23 protein-coding genes and 2 pseudogenes are annotated in these 21,113 nt (G+C 41.3%); 10 read left to right on the top strand and 15 right to left on the bottom strand.

Features of this window, described 5'->3' with window-relative positions:
- Window positions 1-825: 825 nt before the first annotated feature.
- Complete coding sequence (locus H6F50_RS25440) at window positions 826-1,053, bottom strand: hypothetical protein (RefSeq protein ID WP_190430847.1); 228 nt, start codon at window positions 1,051-1,053, stop codon at window positions 826-828.
- A 152-nt stretch (window positions 1,054-1,205) separates the two neighbouring features.
- Here H6F50_RS25440 and H6F50_RS25445 point away from each other — a divergent pair, with 152 nt between their 5' ends.
- Window positions 1,206-1,958 (top strand): PPC domain-containing protein, encoded by a 753-nt coding sequence (locus tag H6F50_RS25445; protein WP_190430848.1) that lies wholly within the window; start codon window positions 1,206-1,208, stop codon window positions 1,956-1,958.
- A gap of 212 nt (window positions 1,959-2,170) precedes the next feature.
- Window positions 2,171-2,953 carry a hypothetical protein gene (locus H6F50_RS25450; protein WP_190430849.1) on the top strand — a complete coding sequence of 261 codons (783 nt, stop codon included), beginning with the start codon at window positions 2,171-2,173 and terminating at the stop codon, window positions 2,951-2,953.
- A 129-nt stretch (window positions 2,954-3,082) separates the two neighbouring features.
- Here the strand turns inward: H6F50_RS25450 and H6F50_RS25455 are convergent, their stop codons facing one another.
- Window positions 3,083-4,453, bottom strand: a complete 1,371-nt coding sequence (locus H6F50_RS25455) for a PEP-CTERM sorting domain-containing protein (RefSeq protein ID WP_190430850.1) — start codon at window positions 4,451-4,453, stop codon at window positions 3,083-3,085.
- Between the two features lie 297 nt (window positions 4,454-4,750).
- Here H6F50_RS25455 and H6F50_RS27430 point away from each other — a divergent pair.
- Window positions 4,751-4,877 (top strand): annotated as a pseudogene (locus H6F50_RS27430) (IS701 family transposase); the annotation flags it as partial.
- Between the two features lie 542 nt (window positions 4,878-5,419).
- Here the strand turns inward: H6F50_RS27430 and H6F50_RS25460 are convergent.
- Window positions 5,420-6,079 (bottom strand): response regulator transcription factor, encoded by a 660-nt coding sequence (locus H6F50_RS25460; RefSeq protein ID WP_190430851.1) that lies wholly within the window; start codon window positions 6,077-6,079, stop codon window positions 5,420-5,422.
- A 227-nt stretch (window positions 6,080-6,306) separates the two neighbouring features.
- Between H6F50_RS25460 and H6F50_RS25465 the strand changes: the two genes are divergently transcribed.
- Both H6F50_RS25465 and H6F50_RS27820 read left to right on the top strand, forming a co-directional pair.
- A complete protein-coding gene (locus H6F50_RS25465; RefSeq protein ID WP_190430852.1) occupies window positions 6,307-7,206 on the top strand; it encodes a HAMP domain-containing sensor histidine kinase in 900 nt (299 codons plus the stop codon).
- 260 nt (window positions 7,207-7,466) lie between these two features.
- A complete protein-coding gene (locus H6F50_RS27820; RefSeq protein WP_277879383.1) occupies window positions 7,467-7,595 on the top strand; it encodes a hypothetical protein in 129 nt (42 codons plus the stop codon).
- Window positions 7,596-7,833: 238 nt separating this feature from the next.
- Here H6F50_RS27820 and H6F50_RS25470 read toward each other — a convergent pair whose 3' ends face one another.
- Window positions 7,834-9,912, bottom strand: a complete 2,079-nt coding sequence (locus H6F50_RS25470) for a PAS domain S-box protein (protein WP_190430853.1) — start codon at window positions 9,910-9,912, stop codon at window positions 7,834-7,836.
- Between the two features lie 186 nt (window positions 9,913-10,098).
- Here H6F50_RS25470 and H6F50_RS25475 point away from each other — a divergent pair, with 186 nt between their 5' ends.
- The gene (locus H6F50_RS25475) at window positions 10,099-10,305 is read left to right on the top strand and encodes a hypothetical protein (protein ID WP_190430854.1); all 207 of its coding nucleotides are present in this window, start codon (window positions 10,099-10,101) and stop codon (window positions 10,303-10,305) included.
- Window positions 10,306-10,501: 196 nt separating this feature from the next.
- The gene (locus H6F50_RS25480) at window positions 10,502-10,924 is read left to right on the top strand and encodes a GNAT family N-acetyltransferase (protein ID WP_190430855.1); all 423 of its coding nucleotides are present in this window, start codon (window positions 10,502-10,504) and stop codon (window positions 10,922-10,924) included.
- Here the strand turns inward: H6F50_RS25480 and H6F50_RS25485 are convergent.
- From H6F50_RS25485 to H6F50_RS25500, 4 genes and pseudogenes are all read right to left on the bottom strand, one after another.
- Window positions 10,901-11,527 (bottom strand): annotated as a pseudogene (locus H6F50_RS25485) (DUF1349 domain-containing protein). The gene H6F50_RS25480 and the pseudogene H6F50_RS25485 sit on opposite strands and share 24 nt — an antisense overlap.
- The gene (locus H6F50_RS25490; protein ID WP_190430856.1) at window positions 11,493-12,242 is read right to left on the bottom strand and encodes a CPBP family glutamic-type intramembrane protease; all 750 of its coding nucleotides are present in this window, start codon (window positions 12,240-12,242) and stop codon (window positions 11,493-11,495) included. Before H6F50_RS25490 ends, H6F50_RS25485 begins: the two are co-directional and overlap by 35 nt.
- A 493-nt stretch (window positions 12,243-12,735) precedes the next feature.
- Window positions 12,736-13,014 (bottom strand): hypothetical protein, encoded by a 279-nt coding sequence (locus H6F50_RS25495; RefSeq protein WP_190430857.1) that lies wholly within the window; start codon window positions 13,012-13,014, stop codon window positions 12,736-12,738.
- Window positions 13,015-13,065: 51 nt separating this feature from the next.
- On the bottom strand, window positions 13,066-14,385 hold the full coding sequence (locus tag H6F50_RS25500; RefSeq protein ID WP_190430858.1) for a WD40 repeat domain-containing protein: 1,320 nt from the start codon (window positions 14,383-14,385) through the stop codon (window positions 13,066-13,068).
- Window positions 14,386-14,733: 348 nt separating this feature from the next.
- Here H6F50_RS25500 and H6F50_RS25505 point away from each other — a divergent pair, with 348 nt between their 5' ends.
- Window positions 14,734-16,029, top strand: a complete 1,296-nt coding sequence (locus H6F50_RS25505) for a serine hydrolase domain-containing protein (RefSeq protein ID WP_190430859.1) — start codon at window positions 14,734-14,736, stop codon at window positions 16,027-16,029.
- 148 nt (window positions 16,030-16,177) lie between these two features.
- Here H6F50_RS25505 and H6F50_RS25510 read toward each other — a convergent pair whose 3' ends face one another.
- From H6F50_RS25510 to H6F50_RS25530, 5 genes are all read right to left on the bottom strand, one after another.
- On the bottom strand, window positions 16,178-16,636 hold the full coding sequence (locus tag H6F50_RS25510; RefSeq protein ID WP_190430860.1) for a hypothetical protein: 459 nt from the start codon (window positions 16,634-16,636) through the stop codon (window positions 16,178-16,180).
- 436 nt (window positions 16,637-17,072) lie between these two features.
- Complete coding sequence (locus H6F50_RS25515) at window positions 17,073-17,285, bottom strand: hypothetical protein (protein WP_190430861.1); 213 nt, start codon at window positions 17,283-17,285, stop codon at window positions 17,073-17,075.
- 13 nt (window positions 17,286-17,298) lie between these two features.
- Window positions 17,299-17,451, bottom strand: a complete 153-nt coding sequence (locus H6F50_RS25520) for a hypothetical protein (protein ID WP_190430862.1) — start codon at window positions 17,449-17,451, stop codon at window positions 17,299-17,301.
- A gap of 80 nt (window positions 17,452-17,531) precedes the next feature.
- The gene (locus H6F50_RS25525; protein WP_190430863.1) at window positions 17,532-17,804 is read right to left on the bottom strand and encodes a hypothetical protein; all 273 of its coding nucleotides are present in this window, start codon (window positions 17,802-17,804) and stop codon (window positions 17,532-17,534) included.
- A 42-nt stretch (window positions 17,805-17,846) separates the two neighbouring features.
- The gene (locus H6F50_RS25530; RefSeq protein ID WP_190430864.1) at window positions 17,847-18,008 is read right to left on the bottom strand and encodes a hypothetical protein; all 162 of its coding nucleotides are present in this window, start codon (window positions 18,006-18,008) and stop codon (window positions 17,847-17,849) included.
- Window positions 18,009-18,063: 55 nt separating this feature from the next.
- On the opposite strand from H6F50_RS25530, the gene H6F50_RS25535 reads away from it, so the two are divergent.
- The gene (locus H6F50_RS25535) at window positions 18,064-18,618 is read left to right on the top strand and encodes a site-specific integrase (RefSeq protein WP_190430865.1); all 555 of its coding nucleotides are present in this window, start codon (window positions 18,064-18,066) and stop codon (window positions 18,616-18,618) included.
- A gap of 237 nt (window positions 18,619-18,855) precedes the next feature.
- Window positions 18,856-19,371, top strand: a complete 516-nt coding sequence (locus H6F50_RS25540) for a GrpB family protein (RefSeq protein ID WP_190430866.1) — start codon at window positions 18,856-18,858, stop codon at window positions 19,369-19,371.
- Between the two features lie 246 nt (window positions 19,372-19,617).
- Here H6F50_RS25540 and H6F50_RS25545 read toward each other — a convergent pair whose 3' ends face one another.
- Window positions 19,618-20,265 carry a cysteine hydrolase gene (locus tag H6F50_RS25545; RefSeq protein WP_190430867.1) on the bottom strand — a complete coding sequence of 216 codons (648 nt, stop codon included), beginning with the start codon at window positions 20,263-20,265 and terminating at the stop codon, window positions 19,618-19,620.
- Window positions 20,266-20,357: 92 nt separating this feature from the next.
- On the bottom strand, window positions 20,358-20,735 hold the full coding sequence (locus H6F50_RS25550) for a hypothetical protein (RefSeq protein WP_190430868.1): 378 nt from the start codon (window positions 20,733-20,735) through the stop codon (window positions 20,358-20,360).
- Window positions 20,736-21,113 lie beyond the last annotated feature (378 nt).

Below are 21,113 nucleotides of genomic sequence, written 5' to 3' on the forward strand. Positions count from 1 at the left end.
TAGATGCCTAAAACTCAGCACCAGCGATATATGAGAATCCGCTGCATTGGGCTTGTTAGGCAGGGATTATGCGATGGGTTTATAGGTAATCGCATTAGCTTGCATCAACAATCTTAAATTCAACTCAGGATCAAGTTCAGGTAGAAACCAGTACTCTAACGCTGGCAACCATGCTTCTTGCATTTGAAATAGTTTATCTAAAAACTTTTAATGTTTGGTCGTTGGATGAAACTCTGCAATACCCAATTTTCATTAAAACGTCTTATAACTCATTTATTAATTGTCTCACGAGACATAAATAAAAAGATGGGTTATAAGACACGGTATCAATGGGTTTCAGGCGCGTTGTACTAACTTTAAAAATGTATCTCATAAACGGTCGTCTTTAAGGCACAAGTTTTATGCCCTTAATTTTAATTGGAACCAAAATATAAAAAATACCCTGGCTCTAAAAGCCAGGGTTCCGAGTAGCATCGAAAAATTAATCACAGTTATATCACTGTATTCAATTCATATTTTAGGGGTCGCAGCTAGTTACGCTGAGTCCTATCAAAATTTAAGTACAACAACTTGGGGTGAGCGCATTCTTAGCAGTGGTTCGGGAGTTCTTCTCAATAAAACCAAAACCCTCGATTGGAGTTGATAGGGGATTTTCTTCCGAGTTGTCCTACATACATTTCTTAACTGGTGATCGCACTGGCGGAAGATCCGGCTCTACATTGTCATATATTACTTTCCCAACTGTAACCATCCCATCTACGACTTTTCCATGAGGCCTATTGCTTCAAAGCCATAAGTCAATCCGCAAATCGCACAGACCGCATTCTACCTTGCGGTGTTGCTCTTGAGAGGAGCGCGATCACACCCTTCAACAGCAGCCGGAGCAGTCTTGAAAAGATAAGCTGCAATCACTGCTAGATGAATCCCCACAATCCTTTTATAGTTTGTACCATGCATCCCACAGAACCAGACAGCGATCACTGTCTCAACTTCCTCCAACAGATAACAAATTTTATCATATTTATTAGCCCCAATAGTTTCACCCAACAGCATGAGCAAGATGGGGGAAGGTAAATAGCTTTGCAGCCGAATATGCTGGTGATCGAATACTAAATAAGTTATGAGTAGGCGTAAGAAATTCAGAAAATTACTGATTGCTCAAAACTGATTAGTGAAACAGCTTCAATTTTAACCTTCTAGCAACAATGAAATTTCTAACTAAGAGCAGTTTATTGTTTCTGATGCCTTTAGCGATCGCAGGAATTCCCCTCATCCAACCCCTATTGATCTCCCAACCCCTTTACGCTCAGTCTATTCGATTAAATATTCGTCAAGAGGGGCGATTGAACCAAGGAAGCCACCAAACTTACGAATTTCGTGCTGAATTCAATCAATTTGTTACCATCTCCTTAAATAGTCGCCAGTTCGATTCTTACTTGGAACTCTACGATCCAGATGGTCGTTTAATTGCTGAGAATGATAATGCTAATGGGACAAACTCTCAAATTCGGGTAAATCTTCCTACAACTGGAGTTTATACGGTTGTTGTCAAAGGAGCAAGAAATTCCGCACGGGGAAACTATACCCTAGCAATTCAGGAAAATGGGGGGCAAACCCCGGTTGAGCCTCGTCTTCCTCAACCACCTCGTAATTCTCAGGTGCGGGAGGGTGGATGGATTGGGCAAAGACAAATAAACCGTCATAATTTTTCCGGTCAAGCAGGTCAGACAGTAACAATTGCTGTTGAGAGTAACCAATTTAATCCCCTTGTTACAGTTTTCGATCCTGATGAATTTTCCGTTGCTTCTAATGGACTTTCTGCTCACAATTCTGATCCGAACCGCTTTAGCTTTAAGCTCCCAAAAACAGGAACCTATCAGATCCATGTGCAAGGCAAAGTGCAAAGCAATGGTTTGTTTGAAGCAGGAGAGTACACCTTGACTATTAATCGATCTTGATGAGTATTGCGAACAAGCTGTTGAAGACATTCCTTCATTAAATGTTGGCTGCACATCTAGAAATTCTTAGGACTTACGCAAGTGTCAAAAAAAATTTTTTTGTTTGTAGTAAGGGCTTTAACCCTTAGAAATGAGGGCTTGATTCCTCACTACGAACTGAAAATAATATACCAGTTGCGTAATTTAGATAAAAATATTGCCCACTTCAAGCCATGAATAAGTCAAAAATTTTCATCAGTATGCTGTTTAGCTTCCTCCTTTTAGGATGCACTCAAGCAGCACAACTACCCACCCAAAGGGAAACATTATCCCCACAAACCACTACTCAAGTTCCAGACGCTCAAACGTCAAAGCCTCTAACACCTGAACAAGCTGATGCGTTAATTGTGGCAACGATTCAGGCAATTAATGAGAAAGATGTTGACTTCTTTATTCCCTACTTGCTAGAGCGCGATCGTACCACTGAAAATGTGCAAGCAGCCCTCAACCATTATCAGACTTACTTTCAAGGGGGAAAAATTACTAATTTTGAACGCCTTAATATTGAACAACTCGGTCAAACAGGCAATCGAACTCCTATCCAACGCTTTAATTACCGCATCTATAACAGTAGTGGCATTAGCAAAGAAATTGCTGTTTATCAAGACCAAACTATTCGTTTGACCGAGCCATTTTTGCTCTATTCTTTTTACGCTAATCGTTTAGTAGAACGATATATGGGCGCAATTAAAAGCCAAGAAATTGAGCAATTAAGTCAAATTGTGAACATCGAGGAAGAATCGTTTAGTAAAGAAGAACTCAATGCAGTTCTAGCACAGTATAAAAATTTGTTCTCCTTAGATACTCTCAATTATGAATTGACAGGATTAAATTCAGAGCATCAGCATTTTATCTATACTCTTTCTAGAAAAAACGGGGGTAAGCATGAAATTAAAGTTATCTACGGTGATGGTTTAGTAAGTCTCCACGATAACTTTCTTCCTGCCAAAAACTAAAGCCCTTGCTCATTGCTATAGTTAACCACTAACCAATTTTTACCTGCGAGGGTAAATATTCAAGCGATCGCCATTCACTACAGGCGATCGCTTTATGGTTAACAGGTTGAAGACTTCAGACTATTTCCCCTAACAAGTCTTCTTTCTCTTAGTAGTGAGTAATCCTAATCCTGCTAATCCGAATAGAGTAACAGTTGTAGAAGGTTCTGGGATAGAAGTAGCAGGGGATACTTTGACAAACGTTATATCCTCTTGATTCATTCCATCAGGTAATGCACCCTGAAGTAGAGGAGAATTTATATTTTTGAGATACCGATCAAAGAAGGCACGATTATAAGCATTGGCAACTTGCGTACCTAATAAAGGATCGATAGAACCCAACTGTAACCTCTCTGGTGGAAAACCATTAGCTAAAAGAAGGGGCGAAAGGAGCGGATTATCCGAAAAATTACCGTGCCCCATGCCTCCAATTGCCACACTGTAACCATCATTTCTTAACCCTAGCGAGGCAAAAAATTCGTCTACATTATCGTAGTTGGCAGAATTATTGCGATCGGAAACAATCATATAAGCTTGGTCTAATCCTTCCGGAATGGCATGTTCAAAACCCAGGAATGGATCGCTATCCAAACTTAATCCTGCTTTAAAGCGAGAATCAGAACGCAGAACTTCAGGAACCGTGACACCCCCTATAGAATGCCCGTAGATCCCAACATTATCTAGATCTAAGATTCCTGCTAACAACCCTTTGGGGTCATTGGCATTGATTTGCTCTAGTTGATCCAATACAAAGCGAGCATCAGCCGCTCGGACATCAACTAGCTGTTTGCGAGTTTCCAACATCTTCTGGAAATCTTCTAAAGTTTCTGGGGGTGGATTAAAGCTGGGCAGCAAATCGAGATTTGCTTGAATAGCTTGCCCATCTGGAAATACTGTTACCAGCGATTCGTAGGTGTGGGACATGCCGACCACAACGTAGCCGTGACTGCTTAACTCCTCTGCTTGGGCTGTATACTGCTCTAGGAAACCTGTATCTCCCCCAGGAGACAAAAAGACAACTGGATAACGCGATTGAGCCGTTGCAACTGGGACTGCGGACAAAGCATGGGGACGAATTGAACTGAGAATATCCGGTTCAATACCTAACAATCCAGAAACAATCGGTATTCCAGCCTCTTCAAGGTAAGCCTTTGAACTTGCTCCTGGTAACGCTTGACCAGGATACCAAACTTGAACGGCTAACTGTCGATTGCCTGCTGCACCACTAGGGTCAAAAATTTCGGTGCGGTTGAAGTCGGTAAACTGGTAGGAAACTGTACCAACCGAAAATGCTCCTGTTAAATTAGGCAAATAAAAAGGTTGGGTACTACTGGTTGCTAAAGAACTTAACGAGTTGCTAGATAAAGTTACTGCTGTTGCGGCTTCTAAATTAACCCCCACAAGTGTTGCTGCTGCGGTTACAGCGACAAAACTCGAACACAACCATTTATTTTTCATCATTGTCAACTTACTAACTGTGAGATAGGACTGGAATTAGTATATAAGGCTAAATGAACACTATCTTTAGAAATAGATTATTGCACTACTCCATTTCAACCCATACAGTAACAGCCGTCACAGCGATTAACATTTCATCATTTTTATCATCTCCGATAGTGCACCAGTACAATAGTTCTAATATTGCAAGAAATTGCCATATATGGCAGAAAAGGGCGTGAAATCTAATCAAATAAAGCAAGAACAATAGAAACCCTTCTTGCCCACACCCAAACGCTAGTCTACACCTTGCTCAGTTTGATGCCGACGGCTTACCAACGCGATAGTCTGCAAGCGTTATTGGGACTGTTTCTGGAAGCCGAGGGACATCCCTTCCCCGAGTTCAGCTCTCGTTAAATCTGCTAGTGCCTTGAGTCGTTTTCTCAATGACTGCTTCATGCTTTATGGTGGTCACAATTAAAAGCCTTTTGACGTCAGTTCTCGCCTACCACTACCAAGATGGTTGATACACTAATTGCTACTGCACTCGATGAGCGTGAATATTAAGCACTTAAAAAACTGGTTTGCAAGCTGCTGCTACTGTGCTTCATAAACCTGGAATTCACTGTATTTCTTGCCCTTACCTTACCAAAAAATTTGACGCTTTTGGTAATAATCAGCTTGCATTCGGCGCAAATTTTGATAAATCTGTGAGCGCTCGCTCACAGATTTATTATTTGCTGCCAATTCATCTTCTCTGAGCTTCTGTTCATGTCTCTTCTGGTTTTTTAATTGAGCTTCGCGCTGTTTGTAAAAGTAAGTTTGAAGTGACATCAAATACATGACATTGACCGATTCCTTGGGTTGATACTCTTAATTTAAGATTTAACTCAAAGAATCTACATCCTACGGTTAGCTCACCTAGCTGGATGATTTTGTTAGGGATAGAGGATTAACCCTTTCACCCAATCGTACTAATAATACTTAGGCTTAAACTAATCCAGACCGCAATGCGACAACAGCCGCTTGAACTCGGTCATCTACGGCTAGTTTATTCATAATCCCTCGCACATAAGTTTTAATCGTGTTGGGACTCAAATATAATTCTTCAGCAATTTCGTTATTACTCTTTCCCTGAACAATTCGCTTTAAAACATCTATTTCTCGTGTAGAGAGATTACCAATGGCTGTACTCGGTGTAAAAGGTTTTAGATTAGTCAAAACCAGTTGAGCAATTTGGGGATCGAGGTAAGTTGCACCCTCAGAAGCCGCCGTGATCGCTATTAGCAATCTATCAATACTCGCGCCCTTAACACAATAAGCATCTGCACCCGCAGACAAAGAAGCTATGATTTCTGTTTCTAGCGTATGAGACGTTAAAATCACTACCCGTACCTCTGGAAGCGCATCTTTGATCTGTTGCGTGGCTGCAATACCATCTAGGCGAGGTAAACCGATGTCCATGACAACGAGATCGGGTTTCAGGCGTTTAGCCGCTTCTACACCCAAGTAGCCGTCTTCTGCTTGCTCGACTAACTCATACTGAGGATAATTTGCTAAAGCTTGCTCCAAGCCAAGCTGCATAAGAGGATCGTCTTCTACGATAATCATTCGTAGGGTAGAGAGAGGCGAGGCGCTTTCTGAAGCCATTGCAAAGATTTACGATGAGGACAATTTTAGACTACCATCCCAAAGGCAGAGTTGAATTCACCCACTTAGGGGAAGATTCATAGGTTTAATTGCAGCATTGTAAGGGTATAAGAGCATAAGCCATTATAAGCAAGCGGAGGCTATACACTCACCCGGTCTTTTCAGAGACTTTGGCAAACTTTTTTTTGATTAGCTAGATTTTAGCCGCCACGATTCCCCTCGCGGATATGAATATAAACAGCATTTTCTTGATTTCGACAATTCCCGATGTTGGACGTTATCCTTGCTTAGTTCTAGGTGGGTTTTTGTTCGCAGCAATTACTTTTTTAATTTTAGAACGGCGACAGACTGAACGACGAATAAAACAGTTTTGGGAACAAGAAACGAATTCTCAATTAGAAGATAAGATGAGTGAGCCAGGGAAATCATCGAATATTAAACTGGTTTGTTTGCAAGCTGTGACTCACGATCTGCGAACGTCAACGATGGGAATGTTAATGATTTTGAGGACATTACAACAGAGTTCCGGAGAAAAGATATCTCTTTCCAGGACAACACTAGAACGCATGATTGAAAGTAACGATCGCACTTTGACTTTAATTAATTCTGTTTCAGAAAAGTTAGATAGCGAACCTCGGCAAATTCCTCTCCAATGCCAACCTTTACTTTTACAACAAATATTAGAATCAATATTCATTAAGTACCAAGACAAATTGATGAGAAATAAAGTTAACTTAAATAATTTAATTATTAATAGACCTCTAGAAATAAATGCTGACCCGTCCCAAGTACAAAAAGTGGTAGAACAGCTATTATTAAATGCAATTAAACATAATCCTCCTGGAGTCAAAATCGATCTAAATGCCACTGTAGAGCAAGGAATGCTTCGATTTTCTATAACGGATAATGGCATTGGTATGGATCAAAAGCAACTCTTATCCCTATTTCATCTATATGCCCGTAACTTACATAACCCTCACTTAACGGGTATTGGTTTAGGCTCTTACCTCTGTCGTCAAATTATACAAGCACATGGAGGAGAAATTGGTGTAAGTAGTCAACCGAAAGCAGGAACAACAGTTTGGTTTACACTTCCTTTAGCCGCTTCAGATGTTTGTCATAAATAATTTAACATAAATTCAATATTTTCCATATTTTAAAGATTCCCCATTTAGGTGAACGAACTGGAGGAATCCTACCTTACTTAGAAAAGAGTAAGTTTAATTTATCTCCTAAATAAGTAATTTTTATGAATACTCTTCGACATTAGTGCCACGATTATAGGCTAAAAAGGGAAATGTCATTAGGCTTAAAACTGTGAGAAATTTTAAACCAAGTAAGTAGAATACTATTAGATTGGTTGAGTAACCCTTTAGAACCACGTGTCTTGCAAACTCAAGATAGAATTGGCAATATTAGCTGGCATATTTACGATCCTGTCACGGCGAGGTCTCGTCATTTAAATTTTGAGGAAGAAGTGCGGATGTGGCTTGATGAACAATACTATCGTCACTAATTGAGAAATTGAGAAGATTAAGTCAAATGAATACTGATTTTGAATATGGAAACGTTAATAATCCATATGAAGTCGAACGTTTAGGATAGCTTCTAGGTCAAGGCTTTTATACAGGTTTATTTACGCCTCAACAACTACAAAATTCTGGTCAACTAGAGGTAACGGAAAAAGCTTTACAACTGGCAACACAATTTTTTTCCTTACCTACTCCAGTTTTATCAGATTTCTTTTAATTAGGTCATGCAACCAACAGTGTAAACCAGAAAGTTGTTCCCTCCCCCGGTAAACTATTGATCCCAATATCGCCCCCATGTGACTTAATAATTTGTCTGCACAAATACAACCCTAACCCTATTCCTGTAGAAGCACGGCTTTGACTTCCCCGATAATAGAGGTCAAACAAATGTTCTTGTTGTTCAAGATTGATACCTATTCCATCATCCGCTACGGTACAGCGAATGCGATTTGCTTCAGAAGTAGCATTCACTGTCACCGTCACCCCGGGTGGATTATACTTAAACGCATTCGTAATCAAATTCTCAAATACTCGTCTTAATTGCACTACATCGGCATTCACCAAGGGGAAGTCAATATTAACTAAATTAATTAATGTTGCTTTATATTTATTGGCTAAAGGCTCTAAATCAGCGATCACCTCTTGGATAAATTCACAAAGCGCTAACGGCTGACAATATAAAACGATTCCCGAAACTTCACTAGAATGAGCTTCTAGGAGGGCATTAATTAAATTGAGTTGTTTTTCACTTCCCTCCTGTAAGCGTTTTAAAATGGAACGAGATACAATCAAAGTTTCACCATCTTGATTTAAAAAGTTATTTAAGACTAAAGATGTTCCCATAATCGGCGTTCGTAAATCATGGGAAAAAGCGTGTAAAAACACATCCTTAATTCGATAAAGTTCTTGCAATTCCTGCACTTTATGATACAATTCTTCCGTGCGCTTTTGAACCAAGCCTTCTAAATCTGTATTCAGGGATTGAACTTGTTGATAAAGCTGTGCCTGTTGAATAGCGATCGCTAGTTGATTCGCAAGTTTCTTAACGAAATCAATTTCATTATCTTCCCAGAGCCGAACGCGATTGCATTGGTTCGCTACTAAATGACCAAAAATTTGTTCTCCCACTACAATCGGAACAGCCAAGAACGAGCGCACTTGATAGTCTAGGAAATCTTGTCTAATCTCCGGGGGGAGTTCTAGCTGAGTGACATCACCAAAAGCATAAGCTCTCTCAATAATAAAATATTCTAAAATTTCCTTAATATGAGCTTCATTGCGAGGTTTCCAAGCTAACAGAGAACTACAATCATCCGTTACAGATTCAGCAACAATTTGTCCTTGGACTTGGCGATCGAACTGCACAATATAGACGCGATTAACTTGTAAAAACTGACGAACTTCTTTAACAGTCGTTTCAAGAATTTCTTGCAAATTCAAAGACTGACGAATTCTTGCCGCCATTTCTCCAAGTAGTTTTTCTCGTTGTGCAGCTCGTAATACCTCTAGTTCAGTACGTTTGCGTTCCGTAATATCAGTCGTGACAGAAAGAACACAAGGCTCACCATTGATGATAACAACTTCTGCCGAAAATAAACCAACAACGATTGTGCCGGATTTATGGCGAAATTGGTACTCACAACCGTTAACTGAACCTTGTCTTTGTAAAATTTGATAAACTTTAGCACGCTCTGCTGGATTCACCCAAGGATTAAACTTAGCTTGTTCAATAACTTCTTCTTGGGTGTAACCTGTAGCATCCAAAAAACTTTTATTAATATCAATAAAACAACCATCCTTGAGCCTAGTAATGGTCATGGCATCGGGACTGCATCGAAACGCTTTAGCAAATTTCTCTTCTGACTCTTTTAGGGCTGACTCTCCCTGTTTGCGTTCCGTAATATCTAGAACATATCCTTCATAATGAGTCACAACTCCTGACGAATTTCGCACCACAACACTATAGTCATGCACCCAGCGAACTTCGCCATTTGCACAAACAATGCGATAGTCCTGTCGATAAGTATTAATTCTTGCTGACTCATAGGCTTCAATCTCAGCTACAATGCTAGCAACGTCATCAGGATGAAGAACCTGGCTATAATTAATCCTGCCACTTAAAAAATCTTCTGCTTCATATCCCCATTGCCTGACATTAGGAGAAACATATTCCACAGACCAAGGTTCTTGTGCAACCCAACGAAAAATGGTGACAGGACCGTTTGTAAATAATCTTTCCTGTAGTTGTGCCAGAATTCGATTTTGGGAGTGATTCGCACCATTGAGTTCAATTTCTAACATAAATTCAAAATCGGTGCTGAAAATGATAATCTTTTCACCCCTTGGGGTGAACGAGGAGGATGAAGCCAGAGACAGTTTTCCAGCTTATTTTGTTTGTATCACCTTTTGAGCTAATTAGTGGTTAGGGGGATTACAAATATGTATCTTTATAATCGTTTTACTCTCCCACGCTTACTGGATAAAACAATGTTTCGTCCAGTTTTGGCAGAACAACGTCATTCTCTCCTTGAGGCGGCGGGGGGTAAAGTGCTTGAAATTGGGTTCGGAACGGGGAAAATCTTCCCCATTATAATCGCGCTCACGTCACCAATTTATCTATTTTCAACAAAAGACCTCATTTATGTACTCATACATGGGGATGAATATTGTCTTAAGCATCTGGTAAAAACCTAGGTGGCAATACCATCTCAACAAGGTAAATTGTGTTTGCGGGGCCGGGTGTCATATTAATCGATCGTCCCATGCGAGCACTCATGTAATCGGCTCAGCTTGGTCAAGGTGCAGTTGAGGGATTTTATCTGGCTCAAATTTCTCGTTTCGGTGGCTATATGACTCGCGCTATCTTAACTTCCCAAAAAACAACCCCCTAATGATTCGTCCTTATCATCAGCAAGATTTAGAAGCAATTTTAGAGATTTGGGAAGAATCTTCTAAAATTGCTCACTCTTTTCTCGATGAAGCCTTCTTCATCCAGGAACGTCAAGCTATTAGAGAGCAATATTTACCGATTGCTCAGACTTTTATTTTTGAGCAAAAAGGCGAAGTTTTGGGCTTTATCAGTTTAATCAATAATCTAATTGGTGGATTTTTTGTCAAGCCTTCAATGCAAGGTCAGGGAATTGGGCAAGCTCTGATGAATTATGCCGTTAAATTGCAGGGCAAGCTTGAAGTTGATGTGTTTGAGCTTAACCAAATTGGACGAAAGTTTTATCAGCAGTATGGTTTTATTCCTGTTGAAGAATCTCTTCATCCAGAATCGGGATTTATCTTAATACGAATGTCCCTCAAGTAAGCTACCGTTTGAGAACGGTAAAATTTTAAAATCATCGAAAGTAACGCTGAAGCCATCTCCTTGAGGTGCAGCACACATCAACCCAACGAAAACGGTTTCAGCGTCGGTGAGATAAGCCAATCGCAACAGGGTATAGGACTCACCATTAAGAGAATACTCCACCTCAACAGTTTCCGCCTGACGTTTTTAGCGTAACCAGACTGAGGTAGGATTATCCTGTAGAGGCACAACTGACCAATCAGAATAATCCCGCGTCACGACAACACTTGCCTGTTGTAAGCCGTTGATAAACTCTATCCTACACTTCAGCCAATTTCTTTCAGCCTCGCGTAGCATTAATCCAGCTTGGTCGTAAAGGGCAGAATACTTTTCGCTAATCTTTACTTGAACCTGACAGTTTCCTGAAATTTATCGGTAATAAAAGTGACCGTTATCACGAATAAACTTGTAGTGAGTTTGACGCCAAAAATCGGTTTTAGCTCCTGTTGTTATTTTGATGAAATTATTATTAGGAGTCCAAGCAGAAGGTTTATTGTACCATTGCATCCCTTCAAGCAATTCCATATTATTAAAATACTCCCCAAATAATGTGCCAAACAACATCCGTCCAAAAATGAAGGCTAACGGCAGCTAAAAAACCAAAGCTTTTGAAATAGTAAGCTGCTAAAAATGAGACAATCCCGTTTAACAATATAATTTCTATCATCAGAGCAATCGGAATTTCATGAATTGCCTGTAAATTAAACATTAGCATAACGGCAGGAAGGTGGGCTAGGGCAAAAGTGACAGCCGAAATAGTGCTGACAAACCAGAAAATGTTAGTTTTTGCTACTCCTTTTAACAAAATTTTGCTAATTAACCATGCTCCAAAGGGAATGAGAAACAGACGAAAAATAATTTCTTCGCCGATAGCAGCATTAATTGATACAACAACTGAGGTAGGGAAAGAAGGATGGCTGAATGCACCTAAATCGTGGAACTGTTGGAACATTAAATCAGCAACAATAAAAAATGCTCCTAGAATAATGCCAGCCAACGCCGGAATAACAAATCGTTGCCGATGAGAAACTCTACTATCCCACAGAGTCGGAATGGCTAACAAAAATGATAGTTTTAAACCAATAAATCCTAAGCCTCCATAAATAATCAGTGTGGCGATACCATTGGCTAATGCAATAACAAGTTTTGGGGGAGTACCTTGTGGCACTGCTGGAAGGAAACTCACTTGAGGAAGGAAAACGTTTACACCCGTTAGGACGGAAAGAAGGACAACTAAAGCCCAATAAATCTGAGTTGAGCGAGAGATTTTTGTAACCATTGCTTTGTTTTAGTTTTTAGAGCTAAAGAAATTATCTTGAAGGCTGACTAAACCATCACTATAAACAACTTGAATTTGATGCTTATTCCCATTATTTCCAGATAGGTCGTAAATCAAGTGCTGTCGTTCTGGGTTAAACCCGGTGAAGTGATAGTTGAGGGTGTCTCAGGAAAACAATTGTTTATACTGTGCTAGAAGTTTTTTGAGTTCTGCATGACTATATAATTTTTTTCAAAACTCAAAAAATGATTGAGTCGTTCAACTTTTGGGCTTTGAAGAACACTTATATATCCTTCGACTAAACGATTGGCATAAAATGAATAAGATAAGAAAGGATCGTTTAAGCGAATGCGGTTCTCTTGATAAACGGCTATGGGTTTGCTAATACCACTATTGTTGTAGATGCGGTAATTAAAGGATCGCACGGGGTAGCATTTCCGATTTTACCCAAATTTTCAATATTCAGACGTTCAAAACGAGTAATCTTTTTTCCTTAAAAGTAAGTTTCATAATGACTGAGAGCGGCTTGCACATTTTCTATGTTTCGATCTCGCTCTAGTAAGTAGGGGATAAAAAAAGTAGCATTTTTCTGCTTAATTGCGTTAATTGTTGAGCTAATTAACGCATCAGCTTCTTTAGGAGTGAGAGGTTCTGTGCTTTGAGCTTCTAGAAGTTTTGCTGCGGTTGGTTGCGGTAAGGTTTCCCTTGGGTTCGTGCATCCTAATAGTAAAACCCTGAAGAGAGTAGTAAAAAAGATTGTAGGTTTATTCATAATCAATTTTTCTAAGTTTTTTTGCTAAGTCACATCAACTTGTGTTACTAATCAATTTGACGCTTGCCAAATCTTGGTTTGAGGAGCAACGGCGACTAATAACTGTCCATCAAGACTAAATTGAACTCCAGGTAAACTAAAAGTTTCAGGAGCTTCAAAAACAATTTTTTGTTGTTGTATATCCCAGAGTTTAATTCCCATGACGGGGACGGGATTTGAGGTGGGCATTAAGGCTTCTATTGCTAAGGTTTGCCCGTTGGGACTAAAGACAATTCGATTTATTGAAGGTTGGCTAAAATGAGGATTAGTAACGCCAATATTGGTTAAGATGTGTTCGAGTTTATTGGTTGGTAAGTTCCAGAATTTGATCGTGTTATCATTACTACTGCTGACCAGGCTCTTGCCATTGGGACTGAAAGCAAGAGACTGCACTTTATCTGTATGTCCTTTTAGAGTTAAAAACCGGGAGCCGGTGCGAAGATTCCAGAGTTTAATGCTATTATCTTTATCGCTAGTCGCTAAGAGTTGTCCGTTGGGGCTTAAGGCGATAGGGTGATATGACCCAGGAGAGCGATCACTATTAAATAGCGTCTTTTTTAGTTGCCCTGTCTGACTATTCCACAACTGTATTTTATTAGTGGTTGTTGCACTGACAAGGGTTTGTCCATCGGAACTCATGATTAAACGGTCAATAATACCGTTAGAAGGGTTGAGATTGAAAGTATGTAAGGGTTTCCCTGTTTGAAGATCCCACAGCTTAACGGTTTGGTCTGAACTACCGCTAGCAAGGAGTTGTCCATTTGGACTCAGTGCGATCGCATGAACAGCATAACGATGTCCCTGTAATGTCTGCGCGATTTGTCCAGTTTTGACATCCCAAACCTTAACCGTACCATTGGAAAGTCCGGCAATAATCTGGTTGTTATTCGGAGTAAATGCTACAGCATGAGCAATATCTCCAGCAATGTAAGTATTTCCTTCAACAGGTTCTTGTGCAAGATTTCTCTCTAACCAAAAGGCTTCTGTTGCTTTTCCTTGTATTAAAGTTGCAACTTTTTTTCCGGTTGGCAAATCCCACAAGGTGAGGGTACTGGTTCCACTTCCACAGGAACGCTCATAGTCATGGCTACTAATTGCCAAAAAGCGGCTATTGGGGCTAATTGCTTGGCTGACAGGGGAGAGTTTACAATTTCGACTATCAGAGGGATAAAGGCTGTATAAGTCGAGTTGATGTAATAGTTGTGCTTTGTTCCAAGTCTTTTGACGAGTATTTAATTGGCTAGACTGAGCCGAAACAGCTTGGATCAAGGGGATGCTTGCAATCGCTACAGTTATTAGAAGGGAAAAACCCGTCTTGGTGATAAATTTCATTATTTCTACGGGCAATTCGGATGTGGTACAAGCATATCTGCCCTTAAAATACTCTAACTTCCCCCACCTCGCTCATCCTATTGGGTGAATCAATCTGTTAACTCAATTGGGTGAAGTTAACACAAATATTATTGCCTTACGATGTAGCCAGTTTATATCGCTGAAATATCGATTAACACTCTTGAGGACTATAAACATATTTTTTAAAAAGGAGAAAAACTTTTCATGAACCCTAAATATTTCGTTCTTTGTTTATCTCTGCTCGTTTCCCTACCCATATGGGTACCCTTGAAACTCCCCGCTCAAAAAGTTGCTTCATCTGTAACCGTAAATGGGAAATTTACGCCCTTGTTAAAAACCATCAAAACACAAATGGCAGAACAGTCCGTTCCAGGACTCGCCATTGCTATTGTTCAAAATGGAGAAATAATTTTTCAGGAAGGTTTTGGTTATCGCAATATTGAAAGCAAAGATCCCGTTACTCCGGCAACACTGTTCCGCATTGGTTCAACAACTAAACCCCTAACCGTAATTGGGCTAATGCAGTTAGTAGAAGCGGGCAAACTTAATTTAGACGCTCCTGTAGTCCAATATTTACCAGAGTTTAAAGTCAATCCCAAAATCACTGTTCGGCAAATTATTTCTCATAGTTCTGGGATGGCAGATATGGCGAATCCCTATGGACGAACAGATGCAGCAGCACTCAAAGACTACGTTAGCAGTTTTAGTCCCCAGAGTGCTTTTGCACCTCCTGGAGTTGTCCTTAGTTACTCCAATCCTGCTTTTAACGCAGCTGGATTAGTGATTGAAAAAGTTAGCGGTATGCCTTACACAGATTATATGGACAAGTTTGTATTTCCCGCGCTGAAAATGTTTCATAGTACCATAAATTCAGATATGGCTATGACTTATCCCCTGGCTGTAGGCTACGAAACAAAGCAAACTGGACTAGAAACGGTGCGCCCTAACCCCAATAATGCAGCCGAATATCCGGCAGGGTTTGTTTTTTCAAATGTGCAAGAATTAGCCAATCTCGCTTTGTTTATTCTCCAGGATGGTCAACTTAATGGCAAATCAGTATTAAGTTCCAGTTCTGTCCAATTAATGAAAACTCCTGTTGTTGAGGTCGAACCGATTAAAGTTAGTTACGGTTTGGGTTTGATTATTGCTGAAGAAAGAGGAGCATCGGTAATTGGACACGATGGTGGTATCAATGGATATACTTCCTATTTAAAAACTATTCCATCTGCTAATTTAGGTATAGTAGTGCTGGCAAATCGCTCTGGGTTTAATGCCGAGCCTATTTTTGAATCTATAATAGATTCATTTTCAAAATTACCAAAGCAGCAAACCGAAACGCCTCCTAAATTAGATCCTACTGCCTTAGCTGCTTATGCTGGTGAGTATGAAGTTCGCAGTGCAGATGGCAAAATTAGAGATACATTAGTAGTCAGCGTTAAGCAGGATAAATTGATAGTCAAGGCATTGAGTCAACCCGAAGCAGAATTACGTCCTCTGAGTGCTGATCTATTTAATGTTTTTATTGGCGATCAGCTTGTCAATAATATTTCTTTTCTGCGCGATTCTACGGGTAAAATTACATTCCTAAGTGCCAGCTTGCGTGCCTATTCACGAATTAAATAGTCTAGTCAGACAAGACTTAAGGTAAATTGCTATTGAGTGATGCGCTCGATAATGGCTCAGACAGCACTTGTAGCAAAGCAAGCAACTATACTAGATCAATTTAAACCTTCGGTTAAGTGACGCTTTCGTTTAAAAAAAAAAGCAACTGTTATCTAGATTTAGGTTTCATATCTGGCGTGATTTGAATTGAGCGAGTATAAACTGTACCCGCCTCTGAATACCGAAAGTCAATCACTAAGTCGTGAATAGATTTACCAGTAGGTAAAGTAGCTATATCACCAGAAGTCGAGCGACAGTTCCTTTGCTCAAAATCATCAGCTAGGCAGATCCGAATAGCACTCGCTGGGTGATCGAACCATCTGTTAACTGGAAAAGCTTTATTCTGAATGTGCGTGGTGTGGCGAATTTTTATTTTTTTACCATCAATGATGTTGACAACTGCCCACTCTTTTTTATATTCATCAATTTCGGAGGGGTTTTTATATTCGGTGACGGTATCCCGTAAGCGCATCTTATAAACCAGTTCTCCAGCCCAAACCTTAGAGATTCCGCCTTGAGAAATGCCTACAGCAGTGAGAGTGACAATCGAGAGTAGGGTTTTTTTCATATTGCCTTATGGGTTGACTTCACTACAAATCAAACCTACTATTTACCTGGAAGCTGACGCTTCATCCAATTGACTCACCTCACTGGGTGATTTAGTCTGGTTATTCTAACGATAAACTTAGCAGGACTTAGACATTTTCTAGTCTCTTTAGGGGCTAAAAACCTTTCTGAGCAAGGAAAAGAGGTCAACGCAAAAAAAATGCTTGAAACCTTTGTGAATACTGGATTTAGGTTCATTCGAGCTAAAGCTCTTTCTCTATCTAGGTTTCAAGCCACTTTTTTATCAGTTTTTGTCTAAATCCCAATATCTAAGGACAAGCTATTAACACAATCATGGTGTTAATAGTTGGTTCATCACTTGCGTCGGCTCTAGGAAATCTGTTTCTACATCGTCATAGGTACATTTCCCGACTAGCGATCGCATTCAGGGCAGGGATTCAGGAATCCTGTTCAATAAAACCAGAACCCTCTATTGGCGTTGAGAGAGGATTTTCCTTCAAGTTGGAATACGTACATTTCTCAACCGGCGATCGCTGTGGTGTCCGATCAGGACCTACATCGTCATACACACATTTCTCGACCGGCGATCGCACTGATGTCCGATCAGGTTCTACATCGTCATAGAAGACTTTCCCGATTGGCGATCGCATATTTAGCAGCGGTTCAAGAATTCTTATCGATCGAGCCAGAATCCTCGATTAGAGTTGAGACAGGATTTTCCTTATGGTCGGGAAAGTCCCATTTCCCGCAGTGCGATCGCGCTGATGTCCGATCCGGTTCTACATCGTCATAAACTCTTTTCCCGACTCTAACCATCCCACCTGCGACTTTTCCATGAGGTCTATTGCTTCAAAGGCATAAGTCATCGCGCAGATCTCATCTTGTAAGCTTGGCTTCTACCTTGCAGCGCTGCTCTTGAAAGGAGCGCGATCGCACCCTTCGAGAGCAGTCGGATCAGTCTTGAAAAGATAAACCGCGATCGTGCTCCTGCTCAATTTTCGCAATCCTTTGACAGTGTGTGCCATGCATCCCACCGAACCAGATAGCGATCGCTGTCTCAACTTCCGACCCTCCTGGCTAGTGAAGCTAGAATTTGGAGCGCCGAATTCTAAAGGGCGATCGCACTCAAGATGTCCAACTCCTTGCTGAATCGGAACAACTGTGGACACCAGAGGGAACAAACTATTAGCTACAAATTCAAGGAACGGATTTTACTTGATGACGGTGATAACCGCGCAGGCATAAGCAAAAATCATCGATTGCGCCCGAAAACCTGATTTTCTCGTGAGGCGGATGGAGTGGGATTGATAAGCTCGGTTGAATCCGGCAATCCGAAATCTTTTAACCAACGCTAGCACTATACTTTTGGGCATCTATTCCACGAAACTCGTATTTCGTGTAGTCTAGCTGTATAAATAAAGCGAAGCCATGAAAGTTAGCGGCAACGGGCAAGGAAAAATTCTCAACTCGGATGAATTGAGGCGGTTGTTCACCGATGGGTTTAAGTCGCCACGCGATCGCGCTTTATTTGCCATCTGTCTTTTTACTGGGTGTCGGGTGTCGGAAGCACTGGCGCTCCAAACTACGGACATTAAAAGTGGAACGTTGACTTTCAGGAAGTCTACCACGAAGGGAAAACTGAAAACCCGCGTCGTGGACATTCAACCTGCACTCGCGGCAATACTGGCAGAGTACCCGCTTCTCAAACCAGGGGCATTGTTTCCATCTGGAGTTAGGGGGAAGGAACACCTGAGTCGGTTCATGGCTGACAAGATCCTGAAGTATGCTTGTCAGCGCATTGGAATCGAGGGGGTGAGTACCCACAGCTTCCGGCGAACTGCTTTAACTCAGATGCACAATGCCGGGATACCGCTTAGGCACATTCAAGAGATATCGGGTCACAACGACCTGGGGACTTTGCAACGCTACTTGGAAGTGTCGCCAGAGCAGAAGCGTAAAGCGGTAGCGATGATTGGTTGGTGAAGGTTTTTGGGTGCGATCGCCTTCACGTTCTGGAAACACTAGAATGTCCACATGAGAAAGCGGGTGTCGAAGTTTCCCTCTAAAAAACCTTTCTATTGAGGCACTGGAAGCCTCAACTCGGCTCCCACTTTTCTCCCTCTCAGTACCGCCTCAACTAAATAGCACGCGCATTAACATGGGCACTTAAGTTAGTGACATTTTCTTTAAAATCAAGATTGTCAAGAAGTGACCCATACGATGGAAGACCCGATCTTCGTTGTTGATTACGATGCTAGCTGGCCTATCAAGTACGAGCAGGAGAAAATCCGAATTCTCAATGCTCTTGGTAATACTATTGTGGATATCCAACATATCGGCAGTACATCGGTGCCAGGATTGGCTGCCAAACCCGTCATCGACATCATTTTAGGTCTAAAACAACTACCACCGAGTCCAGCTCAGATTTTCAGTCTTGAATCGCTTGACTACCTCTACTGTGGGGAATTGGGTATTCCAGGACGGCACTACTTTCGCCGCGGGATGCCTCGCACTCACCAAATTCACTCAGTGCTTGTAGACAGTGAGTTTTGGAAATCACACATCCTCTTTCGGGACTTCCTGAGAGCGCACCCAGATGCCGCGCAGCAATACGTTGCTTTAAAACGTAAATTAGCTGTTGAATTCCGCTATGACCGCGAGCGCTACACCGATAGTAAATCACCTCTGATTAAACAGCTACTTGAAAAAGCTTTGGCATGGCAGCAGGTACTATGAGCAGTGTTACTCTCGCTCTTGAACAAACTATCATTGCGATCACCTGTGTATTCATGATTCCTGCTGGATTGTTGAAATCCCTAAAACGGCTTTTGTTGCCCGCATGATTCACTTGAAAACTGGTGGGATTGGTAACCGATTGCCTGCTGAATATGCGGTAACACCAAACAGACAAACACCATTCCCACTTGGACTTTTCTGAGCTGCAAGTGCAACTGCCTCTGCAATTAGCATCGTTGATAGGCGTTATGCCATTGCTGCTACAACGTCGTCCGTAGACAGAACGGCGTTGGCGATATACCCGAAATTAATCAGTGCTGCTTTGTAGCCGTCGCCCAGTTCCGGATGTTGAGGCGCAGCCGTCGCGTCTTTGACGACGAGTACCTCAAATCCCTGTTCGATCAAGTCGCGTAGGTGAGCTTCAACACAAATATTTGCCAGCATTCCAAGGAGAATGACTTTGCTGATGTTGCGCTTACGCAGTTGTAAAACGAGGTCGTTGCTCTGCGGTCCATAGGCTTTGTGGGGACTGACCACAATCGTCTTGCCATCTTCGATAAAGGGCTTGTAGCGATCGAGCCAGTCAGCACCAGAACCCAAGAAACCGTCCAGGCTCAACGCACCCCTGCGATCAAACTCCCTGGATTTAAGCATCATTTGCTCCACGGTTCCGGCAAATTTCCAGCCATAGTCGGTGGGGTAGTAATAGTGGGGGGAGATGAAAACCTCAAATTTATTCTGCTTCGCGGCTTTGAAGATGCGCTCAATGTTCTCGACGGTCTTGTTATCTTTGACATTGTTACCCACCAAGTCCCAGGAAACCCCTGTTTCGCTCAAGACATCGTTTTGCGGATCGATAACGACTACTGCGGTGTCATTCTTGTTGATGTTCATGTCTCTTTTCGCTTGTTGATGTTCACGGTTATCTTTGGTCTGGCACTAACGCAACTGGGTTTTAAAAAAGTGCTTAACACGCGCTAGAGGATTTAATTTTTCCTACAAGTTCGCTGCATCAAGATACGGTTGTTTTTATACACCTCTAAAGTTCCAGACTGCGGGTTATCTAACGTGCCATCCCACACCCAATATTGATAATTTCCATTCCGAAACTTATACACTCGAACACCTTCTGTCGCTTGGCTAGTTCCTCCGTCTAAACTTAAATTCCCGTTGGGACTGGTCGAGCGATACAGCAGTTTACCAGAAGTATGATTCTGCCAAATATTAATGTTGTAGCCACCCCGGCATTTCGTACTCAGGATGATGCCAGCAGTAGAATCAGCAGACGCTCTTAAGGGAAAATTAGCTAAGACACTGATGGGCAGAGCCAGGAGTAATGCAGATATTTTTAGTAGTGTTTTCATTGTTTTCAAGAGTGTTGTAAAACTAATTAGACTGAAATCGTTCATATTGAATTGCTTCGACGTTAATTCCGAATTGACGAGAAAGGTGTCTTTACTCAAACTCAAATTACTGTTGAGAATTATCGGTGATAGATTAAGTGGCTATGGCTTTACCTTCTGAGATAATTCCCTCTATACCATCCGTTGTGTTAAACAGCAGCAGCTTAACGGAAACGTTTTTCCGTATTCGTATATTTCGGTGCCTAGCTTTAAATCGTCGTGAAGGAGTACACAGCTTTAATCCGTTGCGATGGTCTTAAATAAAATTAGTATTCAGTGTTCGCTGGGAAGTCACTGTGGTTCATCTTCCCCGGATTAGCCCAATTCGCTGAAAAGGTC

It is taken from the genome of Coleofasciculus sp. FACHB-712 (genome assembly GCF_014695635.1).
In the GTDB taxonomy this organism is placed as follows: domain Bacteria; phylum Cyanobacteriota; class Cyanobacteriia; order Cyanobacteriales; family FACHB-T130; genus FACHB-T130.